We start from the raw sequence: 9,813 nt of genomic DNA on the forward strand, positions 1-9,813 counted from the left end.
ACCGCCCGCTTCGTGGAAGACCTGCGCCAGTCCAGCTTCTTCGCCTCGGTTCACGCCCCTCCCGAGCCCGCCGATGAACTCATTTTGCGCTGCAAGCTCAACCGGTTCGATTCCCACTTCGTCTGGTGGCCAAGCAGCCCTGTTCTGAATCTGACCCTCCTTGGCGGACTCATTCCCGGCATCGGCGGGAAACTGCGCGCCGACATGGACCTGAGCGTGGAAGTGCTTGCCCCCGGGCAGGAAGAGCCGCTTCTTTCCTTCGACAAGCACGTCACCAGTGAAGACTCCATGGATGCCTGGGACACCATTTCCCTCGGGTCGCTGGAGGAACACACCAAAGCGACGCTCGTGACGCTGACCAGGCAGGTGAAAGACGAACTCTCCACCGGTCGCGAGACTCTGGTTGCCCGCGCCGAAGAAGTGCGCGAGCGCCGCAAGCCGCCGGTTCAGGTGGCTCGCCCTGCGATCCCGGCGCTGCCCGAAGGGGCGCTGCGCGGCGTCGCGGTCTACCCCTTTGCCGCGCGCGGCGGCGCGCAGGACGCAACGGCCGAAGCCCTGGGCGGACTCTTTCAGAAGGAAATCGCCGGCGTTCCCTGCACGCGGATCGTCGCCGAGGACATCATCGAGGACCTTGCACGCCAGCAGGGGCTCGAGCAGCAGTGCGGCAACGAGACCTGCCAGATCGACCTGGCCAGCCAGGCGCAGGCCGACCTCTTGGTGCGGGGCGAGCTGCTGAAGGTCGGAGAGACCTACGTCCTCACGGCCCTCATGATCGATCTTGCCAGCAGGCAGACCGTCTTCAGCGGCGACGTGCAGTCGGGCGAGGGCGAGCTGATCGCAAAAACCCGCGAGCTGGCGGCCCGGGCAAGTGAAGTGCTCGGCTGCGCTCCCTGACGCTGCCTAAGCAATCCCGACTAGTTACAAGCAAAGGGCGCCCAACGGGCGCCCTTTCTTTTGTGCAGTGTTGCCGCGCTTACTTGATCGAAATCTTGGTTGCCTTGGCGGCTTCGGTCTTGGGGATGCTCACGCGAAGGACGCCGTCCTTGAATTCGGCGCTGGCCTTCGATGCATCGGCGTCGCTGGGAAGCGTGAAGGAACGGCGGAAGCTGCCGTAGGATCGTTCGATGCGATGGACGTTGTCCTTGGTCTCGTCGTGTTCGAATTCGCGCTTGCCCGAGAGGGTGAGCACGCCGTTGCTGATATCGACGTCGACGTCTTCCTTCTTCAGGCCCGGGATCTCCGCGCTGACGAGCAGCGTGCCGTCGCGCTCGGTGATGTCGACACTGGGAACCCAGTCGCGGCCGGTGGCCTCGGCGCCGGAGAATCCGAGCGGGGCGACGCCGCGGCCGAAGGCGTCCTCAAAGAAGCGGTCAAAGAAATCCCGCGTGGTGAGCGGGCGGCTCGTGCGGGTGGTGAGTCCGTTACTCATGGCAATACCCTCCATCGATAGAGACAGTTTCTTGCGCGGCCGGGCTCGCTGCGCCTGCCGCAAAATCTTCGTTGAAGAAAAACTAAACACGCCCGGGCCGTCGTCAAGGGGTGGCGCGTGCAGGAACGAAAAAGGGCGGAAGGGCGGGTAGACCCCGCCCTCTGCTGCCATCAACGAAAGTGCTGTTTTCCAAAGTGTTGGTTGGCTTCAAACCAGCCCCGGGGTTGTCCGGCATCGAAGCGCGTGCAGCGAACCGTGGCCCCCAGCAGGCGGCCCTGCGCCGCAAGCCGCGCCAGGGCGGGGGTGAGCTGGATCTCCCCCTTGCTGTCGGGCGAGGTGCTCCGAAGCAGCTCGAAGGTATCGCCCGGCAACACGTAGCGCCCCACCAGCGCCAGCCGCGAGGGCGCTGCGCGGCGCGTCGGCTTCTCGACCGCCCTGGCAATGCGCAGGAGCTTGCCCTCTTTCTTACCGGCCACGATCCCGTAGCTCGAAACCTCGCCGGCGGGCACTTCGAGCAGGGAAACCGCCGCGTCCTTTTCGGTGGCGGCGTCGAGCAACTGACGTAGCGGCTGGGGCTTTCCATCGAAGAGCTCGTCGGGAAGCAGCACCGCGAAGGGCCCCTCCTCCACTTCGTCTTTCGCACACAGAATTGCGTGGCCCAGGCCGCGTGGCTCGTCCTGGTAGACGGCGCAGACTTCCACCCGGCGCAGCAGGGTCAGCAACGGCTCGATCTCCGCGAGGCGCCCGTCATTCTTGAGCATCTCCACCAGGTCGTCGGGACGCGAAAAGTAGTTGACGAGGGCTTCCTTGCCCGGCGAGATCACCAGCACGATCCGGCGGATGCGCGCGGCGGCCGCTTCCTCCACCACGTAGTGGAGCACCGGCCGGTCCACGATGGGGACGAGTTCCTTGGGCGCCGCCAGGGACTGGGGCAACCAGCGGGTGCCAAGCCCCGCCGCAGGGATGACCGCTGTCTGAACATGGATTGCCATTGCGCCGGGCACTCTAGCACAGGTTTTGGCGCTGGCACGTTTTGCAGCGGATCGTGTTACCCTCGCACCCTACACGTTTCAGATTGATTCGGGAGGGAACCCCATGATTCGCGAGCGCTTTGATCTTTCCGGCAAATGGGCACTGGTAACCGGCGCGAGCCGCGGCATCGGCGAAGCGACGGCCATGGCACTGGCTGAGTCGGGCGCGGATCTCGTGCTGGTCTCACGCAAGCTGCCCGACCTCGAAGCCGTCGCGGCAAAGGTTGAGGCCGCCGGGCGCAAGGCCCACTGCATTCCCGCCAACATGGGCTCGGACGAAGAGCTCGAACGGCTCAAGGACAAGCTCGAGGAGATCGGGGTTACTCCCAATATCCTCATCAACAACGCGGCGACCAACCCCGCCATGGGCACGCTCATCGACCTGCCCGACTCGGTCTGGCAGAAGATCATGGACGTCAACGTGACCGGCCCCTTGCGGCTTTGCCGGCGCATCGTGCCCATGATGCGAAAGGCCGGCGGGGGAAGCATCGTCAACGTCGCCTCCATCGCCGGGCTTCGTCCGTCCACGACGCTGGGCGCCTACGGCATTTCAAAGGCCGCGGTCATTCACATGACCAAAACCCTGGCCAGCGAGCTGGCCCCGTTCAAGATCCGCGTCAACTGCGTGGCGCCGGGTCTGGTAAAGACCAAATTCGCCGAGGCCCTCTTCACCAATGAGGCGATCTACAAGGCGGCCATTTCCCAGATCAAGATGCACCGCCACGGCGAGCCCGATGAAATCGCGGGAATCATCCTGACCCTGGCCAGCGAGGCAGCCAGCTTCATGACCGGCGAAGTTGTCGTGGTCGACGGCGGCGCGACGCTCGGCTGAGTATTGCCGTTGCGAACACCCGCCCCGAGGGAGTAGGCTGCAGGACATTCGAAGGTGAGGGCAATCTTTCCAGGATTGCCCAGATGAAGTTCCTCCAGAGTTTTTCCGCGCCGGCCCTTTTGCTCGCGCTCGTCCTCGGTATCGCCGGCTGCGGCAACGAGGGCGACGTGCTGCTCTTCCTCGACTTCGCCGAAACCAATGCGCCGGGTTCCAGCCAGGTCAAGGCAATCAACGTCACCAGCTCCGATGGCGCCGGCGGCGTCGTGAACGTCCCGCTCGAAGTGACGGCCAGCGCCGGATTCGACGGGCAGGTGGATTTCCGCGCCGTGCTCGACGACGAGATCTTCGACATCACCGGCATGAGCGACCCGGCCTCGGGCGTGTTTTTTTCTCTGAACAACCCGGCGGCCACCACCAATGAGGCCCCCTTCGAGATCCTGCCCGGCGAGATGCTCAGCTTCTATGCCGTCATCAACGTGGCCAACGGAAGCGGCGACTGCGGACTCCACACGGTGCGGGTGGCCACCATCCCCGACGCCGATTTCGTGGACATCCACCTGCAGGTCTGCCCACCGAGTTCCTGATTTCCCCGGGCCGATTTCCCCCTTGACAGGTCGGCAGCGGCCTTTCATATTTGCGGCCCCGGTCGGGATCGCCGGGCCCGCCAAGGCCCGCCCGCCGCTTACAATCGAAGGTTTCTGGGGCAGTAGCTCAGTTGGGAGAGCGCCACAATGGCATTGTGGAGGTCGTCGGTTCGATCCCGTCCTGCTCCACCAGATTCTGGAAACGGCGGCTGAAAAGCCGCCGTTTCTGCATTTAAAGTGGCTCTTAGCCCCCACGAGGCCCTCCCGCCCTGGCGCCCCTTGACGGCCCGGCGGAAATCCCTTAAAAGAAGCCGCCTGCCTCCGTATTGGGAGGCCCTGAGTCCAAAGGAGACGACGACGTGCCCAATCATAAGTCCGCAGCCAAGCGTGCCCGCCAGACGGAGACCCGCACCGCGCGCAACCGCCTGGTAAAGGCCAGCATGCGCACCACCATCAAGAAGGCCCGCGCCCCCGAAGCGGGCGATGAGGCGCTCACCGCCGCCGTCAAGGACGTCTACAAGGCCGCCAGCAAGGGCGTCATCCACAAGCGTCAGGCCGCCCGCCGCGTCTCGCGCCTGGTGAAGGCCCACAACTCCAAGAAGGCCGCTGCCTGAGCCTTCCCCCATTACGTGAACAACGAAAGGCCGCCCACCGGGCGGCCTTTTTCTTTGTATCAAGAATCAATTCAATCCCTGCTCCCCCGCAGGGGGAGCGGGGGCTGAGGGCGCATCTAACGCCGCGCTTTTCTCCCCGCGATGCCGGACATCTCCAGCACGAGGTGTTCGAGCTCGATCTCGGGGAAATGGGTACCGCCCTTCGCCAGGCGATCGAGGCGCGTGAAGCGCGGCGCCACCTGGCGGCAGCGCTCGGCGTCGAAGGTCACCACCTGCTTGGCGAGCTGATCGAGGGCCCAAGGCGCCATCGGACGCCCGCCGCCCACCACCTGGGAGATCTCCGGGCGGCGCTTGCCGTTGCTCACCATCTCGGCGGCCATCCACAGCCGCTTGAACTGCCACCACAGACCGGGCAGCAGGCCCGCGGCCTTCTCCCCATCGGTGTAGAGACGCCGAAGCCCCGAAACAGCGTCGGCCTGCCGGCCCTCCACCGCGGCGTTGAAGACTTCGAACACGTCACGGTGGCGCGAGAGCGAGACCGCCTCCTGCGCGAGCGCCTCGCTCAACACCGTCGGGTTCTCCTGCAGCAGCGAAGCCTTCTCAATGGTCTGGTCGATGGCGAGCAGGTCGGTGCCGATATACTGGACAAGCACGTCCACGGCGCCGCGTTCGACGCTCATGCCGCGTTCCTTGGCCATGCGGTCGACCCACGCGGGGATCTCGCGCTCGTAGACGGGCTTGCACTCCACCAGGCCGCCGAGCTTGTCGATGGCCTTGAAGGCCTTGCGGCGCAGGTCGGGTTTCTTGTCCCCACTGGAGACGAAGCAGAGCACCGTGGTGCCCAGCGGATTAGCCGCGTAGTCGGCCAGCGCGTCGTAGTCGTCGGCCTTGAAGGCGTCGGCGCTCTTGACGAGAACCAGCCGCAGCGGCGCCATGGTCGGATGCGAGGAAGCGGCGCCGATGACCTGGGACATGCCTGATTTCACCGGCGGGCCGGCATCGAGATTGTCGAAGTTAAAGTCCGGGGCCGCGGTCACGACTTTCTTCTTGAGCGCCGCCAGCAGCTTGTCGGTAAAGAATGCCTCCGGCCCCCAGATCCAGTAGATCGGAGCGAACTTGCCCTTCTCGATATCCTGCAGGGCCTTGCTGGAGGTGATGGCGCCCAAAGTGCTTCCTCTATACGACGATGTTCACGATCTTACCCGGCACGTAGATGAACTTGCGAATCTCCTGGCCCTCGATGTGCTTTTGCACGTTGGGCTCGGCAAGTGCCTTCTCGCGTACCTCGTCCTGGCTGGCATCGGCGGCGATTTCGATCTTCGCACGCACCTTGCCCTTGATCTGCACGGCGATGGTCACGGTGTCGTCAACGGTCCACTGCTCGTCAAAGACCGGCCACTCGCTATCGAGCAACAATCCCTCGCCGCCGAGCTTGTTCCAGAGTTCCTCGGTGATGTGCGGGCAAAACGGATGCACGAGCTGCACCAGCGTCTGGGCGCACTTGCGCATGAGCGCCTTGTCGGCCTCGGGGCTGCTTTCATCGACCTTGAACTTGTAGAGCGCGTTCTGAAGCTCGGTCATGCGCGCAATGGCCGTGTTGAAGGCAAAGCGCGGCGGGGTGAGGTCCTCGGTCACGGCCTTGATCGTCTTGTGGAGCCAGCGACGGATCTCGGCGCCCTCGCCCGCTTCCTGGCTTTCACCGGGCGCAACGCCGGCAAGCCAGGGGCGATCCCCGATCAGGCGCCACAGGCGACCCAGGAAGCGTGAGGCCCCCTCCACCGCCGTATCGTCCCAGAGCAGGTCGTGCTCGGGGGGCGCGGCGAACAGGCAGAACAGCCGAGCGGTATCGGCACCATATTTCTCCACGAGCTCGTCGGGGTCGACGCCGTTCTTCTTCGACTTGCTCATCTTGACCATCGGGCCCTTGCTCACGGGCTTGCCATCGCTCTTTGCAACGGGGCCATTGGGGCCTTCCTCGACGTCTTCGAGCGGGAAGTACTTCAGGTCCGAACCCTCGCCGCGGTAGTAGAACTCCTTGCAGACCATGCCCTGGGTCAGCAGCGCATCGAAGGGCTCATCGAGGTCACCCGGCAGAATATCGAGGTCGCGCAGGACCTTGGTGAAAAAGCGCGCGTAAAGCAGGTGGAGCACGGCGTGTTCGACGCCGCCCACGTATTGATCGACGGGCATCCAGCGCCTGGCCATCTCCGGATCAACCAGGTGCTCGGTGCTCCTGGGGGAGAGATAGCGCAGGAAATACCACGAGCTCTCCACGAAGGTGTCCATCGTGTCGGTGTCGCGCTGGGCAAGGCCCACCCCGGGAATCTCCACCTTGCCAAAGTCGGGATGACCCACCAGCGGCGAGCCGCCCTCGGCCTTGATCTCCACGTCCTGGGGCAGCAACACGGGAAGCTGGTCGGCCGGCACGGGATGAATCTTGCCCGCGTCGTCGTAGACCATGGGAATGGGCGTGCCCCAGTAGCGCTGGCGGGAAATCAGCCAGTCGCGCAGGCGGTAGGTGATTGCCCCCTCGCCCTTTTTCTCGCTTTCGAGAAAGGCGGTGATTTTCTTCTTGGCCTCTTCGTTGTCCAGGCCGTCGAACTGGCCCGACGCAACGAGCTTGCCGGGCCCCTCGTGGGCCCCCTCCATCGTCGCCGGATCGAGGCTCTCGCCCTCGGGCTGGATCACGACGACGATGCGCTGGTCGTATTTCTTCGCAAATTCAAAATCGCGCTGGTCGTGGGAGGGAACCGCCATGACCGCGCCGGTGCCGTATCCCATGAGCACGAAGTTGGCGACCCATACCGGCACCTGCCAGCCCGTGACCGGGTTCACGCAGTAGGCGCCGGTAAAGACGCCTTCCTTCTCGAAGTCCTCGTCGGGGCCGCGGCGGCCATGGGCCTTTTCCTTCTCGATGAAGGCGGCAACCTCGGCCTCGCGCCCGCCCTGCCGGGCGAGCTGCAGGGCCAGCGGATGCTCAGCAGCGATGCTCATGAAGGTCGCGCCAAAGAGCGTGTCCGGGCGCGTGGTGAAGACGCGGATCGACTTCGTGCCGTCCTCTGCCGGCTTTTCGAGCTCGAAGTCGGTGTGGGCGCCGTGGCTCTTGCCGATCCAGTTGCGCTGCATGGTGAGCACGCGATCGGGCCACTTGCCCTGGAGTTTTTCCAGATCGGCGAGCAATTCCTCGGCGTAGTCGGTGATCTTGAGGAACCACTGCTCGATGTCGCGGGCCTGCACCGTAGTCCCGCAGCGCCAGCAGCCGCCCTCGACCACTTGCTCGTTGGCCAGCACGGTCTGGTCGTTGGGGCACCAGTTCACGGTGGCCTTTTTCTTGTAGGCCAGCCCGCGCTCGAACAGGCGCGTGAATACAAGCTGCTCCCAGCGGTAGTAGTCGGCATCGCAGGTCGCCAGCTCGCGGTCCCAGTCGAAGGAGAAGCCCAGCCGCTGAAGCTGGACCTTCATGTGCTCGATATTCTGATACGTCCACTTGGCCGGGTGCTGGCCGCCATCGATGGCCGCGTTTTCGGCCGGCATGCCGAAGGCGTCCCAACCGATCGGGTGCATCACGTCGTAGCCGCGCATCCAGTGGTAGCGCGCAATCACGTCACCGATGGAGTAGTTGCGCATGTGGCCCATGTGCAGCCGGCCCGAGGGATAGGGGAACATTTCGAGCTGGTAGAACTTCTGCTTTTCCGGGCGACGCCCGGCGCGATGGACGCCCTGCTCTTCCCAGCGTTTTTGCCACAATGGTTCGAGTGTTTGAGGATCGTAACTTTCCACGAAGGTTTCTCCGATTGATGGTGCGCTCGGCCCCTCTCCGCGCCTCTGGTGCGGGGAAAAGTCGCTCAGCAGCGGGCGAAACTAACCGACCCCCCGGGCCGCTGCAAGGCTTGGCCGCGGGGCCTTTTGAGGGTCCGGTTGCTTTTGAGGCCGCTTTTCTTTGCATTTGGTCGAGCCACTGAAATATAAGGGGGCCACCAAATCGGCACAGGAGTGCGCCCATGTATGTCCCCACACGCTGTTTCTTGACCAAAGGTGTTGGTCGCCACCGTGAGAAGCTCTCGAGCTTCGAGATGGCCCTCCGCCACGCCGGCATCGCCGAATACAACCTCGTCAGCGTTTCGAGCATCTACCCGGCCAACTGCAAGGTGATCTCGCGCGCCCAGGGCAAGAAGCTGATGACCCCCGGCCAGATCGTCCACGTCGTGATGTCCCGCCAGGAGACCAACGAGCCCAACCGCCTGGTGGCGGCTTCGGTTGGCATGGCCATGCCCAAGGACACGAAGATGTACGGTTATCTCTCCGAACATCATTCCTACGGCGAAAAAGAGCGCAAGGCCGGCGACTATGCCGAGGATCTGGCCGCCGAGATGCTGGCGACGGTTCTGGGCGTGGAATTCAACGCCGACCAGAGCTGGGACGAAAAACGCGAGGTCTGGAAGATCTCCGACAAGATCGTCCGCACCCGCAACATCACCCAGTCGGCCGTGGGCCATGCCCAGGGCATGTGGACCACCGTGGTCGCCGCCTGCGTGCTGCTCCCGTAATCGCCGCCCTTCCCGGTTTTCCCGACGCCCCGCCCTCACCCGGCGGGGCGTTTTTTCTATCGGCGCCCGCTGCGCTAAGCTCCCCGGCCATGGCCAAGTCATCCGAAAAGAATCCACCTGCCTGGTCGCGCACGAAGTCGCGTCCGGTGCGCCTGATCATCTTCTTCGGACTGATTGCCGTCGGCGTGCGCTTTGGCCTTCCCAGCAGCGATCCATTCGACCTGTATTTCGAACAGTTCCTCAAGACCGGCGGCCAGGGACGCGGGCACACCGCGGCTGCGCGCATCGCCCAACTGGGCGAGCGCGGCGTCGAGGGGCTGCGTGCCGTACTCGACAACCCCGATGCCACGGGCAAGGAACTTGGAGCGGCGATGCACCTTGCCGGCGAAATCAACGCTCCGGAGCTGGCGGGGCGCCTGCTGGAGCTTGCCGGGACCGCTGAGCCGATGCGCATCCGCCTGGCCGCCCTGGAGGGAATCGGCCTGATGGGCGGCACCGATGCGGCGCCCGTACTGATGCAAAGCCTCGCCGATGAGAATCCGGCGATCCGGATGGCCGCGCTGCGAGCAGTCGGCGCGGTCGAAGCCCCCGAGCTGGCCGCGCAGGTAGAGACCCTGGCCACCGAGGGCACTGAGGCCGAACGCCCCGAGGCGCTCGCCGCGCTGGGACGACTGGGCAGCGAGGTGGCGCGCGAATCCCTCTGGCGCCTCTACAACGGCCCGCTCAGCGCCGGTGAGGCCAGTGCCGCGCGCCGCGCACTGGCGGGCTTCCCGACG

10 protein-coding genes and 1 tRNA gene are annotated in these 9,813 nt (G+C 64.7%); 7 read left to right on the forward strand and 4 right to left on the reverse strand.

The window, feature by feature from the left end; genetic code table 11:
- Positions 1 to 894: hypothetical protein (locus tag KDH09_14165; protein MCB0220842.1), on the forward strand; the 894-nt coding region annotated here is incomplete at its 5' end.
- Between the two features lie 79 nt (positions 895 to 973).
- Here KDH09_14165 and KDH09_14170 read toward each other — a convergent pair.
- Both KDH09_14170 and KDH09_14175 read right to left on the reverse strand, forming a co-directional pair.
- The gene (locus tag KDH09_14170) at positions 974 to 1,429 is read right to left on the reverse strand and encodes an Hsp20/alpha crystallin family protein (GenBank protein MCB0220843.1); all 456 of its coding nucleotides are present in this window, start codon (positions 1,427 to 1,429) and stop codon (positions 974 to 976) included.
- A 170-nt stretch (positions 1,430 to 1,599) separates the two neighbouring features.
- Positions 1,600 to 2,421, reverse strand: a complete 822-nt coding sequence (locus tag KDH09_14175; GenBank protein MCB0220844.1) for an NTP transferase domain-containing protein — start codon at positions 2,419 to 2,421, stop codon at positions 1,600 to 1,602.
- Between the two features lie 103 nt (positions 2,422 to 2,524).
- Between KDH09_14175 and KDH09_14180 the strand changes: the two genes are divergently transcribed.
- The 4 genes from KDH09_14180 (at position 2,525) to rpsT (ending at position 4,490) form a co-directional block, all read left to right on the forward strand.
- Positions 2,525 to 3,292, forward strand: coding sequence for a glucose 1-dehydrogenase (locus tag KDH09_14180; protein MCB0220845.1), 768 nt, complete (start codon positions 2,525 to 2,527; stop codon positions 3,290 to 3,292).
- An 83-nt stretch (positions 3,293 to 3,375) separates the two neighbouring features.
- A complete protein-coding gene (locus KDH09_14185) occupies positions 3,376 to 3,876 on the forward strand; it encodes a hypothetical protein (GenBank protein ID MCB0220846.1) in 501 nt (166 codons plus the stop codon).
- A 116-nt stretch (positions 3,877 to 3,992) separates the two neighbouring features.
- A tRNA-Ala gene (locus KDH09_14190) sits at positions 3,993 to 4,068 on the forward strand.
- Between the two features lie 167 nt (positions 4,069 to 4,235).
- Positions 4,236 to 4,490 carry a 30S ribosomal protein S20 gene (gene rpsT, locus KDH09_14195; protein MCB0220847.1) on the forward strand — a complete coding sequence of 85 codons (255 nt, stop codon included), beginning with the start codon at positions 4,236 to 4,238 and terminating at the stop codon, positions 4,488 to 4,490.
- A gap of 116 nt (positions 4,491 to 4,606) precedes the next feature.
- Here the strand turns inward: rpsT and holA are convergent, their stop codons facing one another.
- Both holA and KDH09_14205 read right to left on the reverse strand, forming a co-directional pair.
- On the reverse strand, positions 4,607 to 5,656 hold the full coding sequence (gene holA, locus KDH09_14200; GenBank protein MCB0220848.1) for a DNA polymerase III subunit delta: 1,050 nt from the start codon (positions 5,654 to 5,656) through the stop codon (positions 4,607 to 4,609).
- A gap of 10 nt (positions 5,657 to 5,666) precedes the next feature.
- Positions 5,667 to 8,270: a leucine--tRNA ligase gene (locus KDH09_14205; protein MCB0220849.1), complete on the reverse strand. Its 2,604-nt coding sequence runs from the start codon at positions 8,268 to 8,270 to the stop codon at positions 5,667 to 5,669.
- A 221-nt stretch (positions 8,271 to 8,491) separates the two neighbouring features.
- Here KDH09_14205 and KDH09_14210 point away from each other — a divergent pair, with 221 nt between their 5' ends.
- Together KDH09_14210 and KDH09_14215 are read left to right on the forward strand one after the other, a co-directional pair.
- Positions 8,492 to 9,037: an arginine decarboxylase, pyruvoyl-dependent gene (locus tag KDH09_14210; GenBank protein MCB0220850.1), complete on the forward strand. Its 546-nt coding sequence runs from the start codon at positions 8,492 to 8,494 to the stop codon at positions 9,035 to 9,037.
- A gap of 89 nt (positions 9,038 to 9,126) precedes the next feature.
- Positions 9,127 to 9,813: HEAT repeat domain-containing protein (locus KDH09_14215; GenBank protein MCB0220851.1), on the forward strand; the 687-nt coding region annotated here is incomplete at its 3' end.

It is taken from the genome of Chrysiogenia bacterium (genome assembly GCA_020434085.1).
GTDB lineage: Bacteria > JAGRBM01 > JAGRBM01 > JAGRBM01 > JAGRBM01 > JAGRBM01.

What these genes read in the sequence shown, in the direction of transcription:
- KDH09_14170 (MCB0220843.1), bottom strand. Translation starts at nt 1,429, where the DNA reads ATGAGTAACGGACTCACCACCCGCACGAGCCGCCCGCTCACCACGCGG.
- KDH09_14175 (MCB0220844.1), bottom strand. Translation starts at nt 2,421, where the DNA reads ATGGCAATCCATGTTCAGACAGCGGTCATCCCTGCGGCGGGGCTTGGC.
- KDH09_14210 (MCB0220850.1), top strand. Translation starts at nt 8,492, where the DNA reads ATGTATGTCCCCACACGCTGTTTCTTGACCAAAGGTGTTGGTCGCCAC.
- KDH09_14185 (MCB0220846.1), top strand. Translation starts at nt 3,376, where the DNA reads ATGAAGTTCCTCCAGAGTTTTTCCGCGCCGGCCCTTTTGCTCGCGCTC.
- KDH09_14180 (MCB0220845.1), top strand. Translation starts at nt 2,525, where the DNA reads ATGATTCGCGAGCGCTTTGATCTTTCCGGCAAATGGGCACTGGTAACC.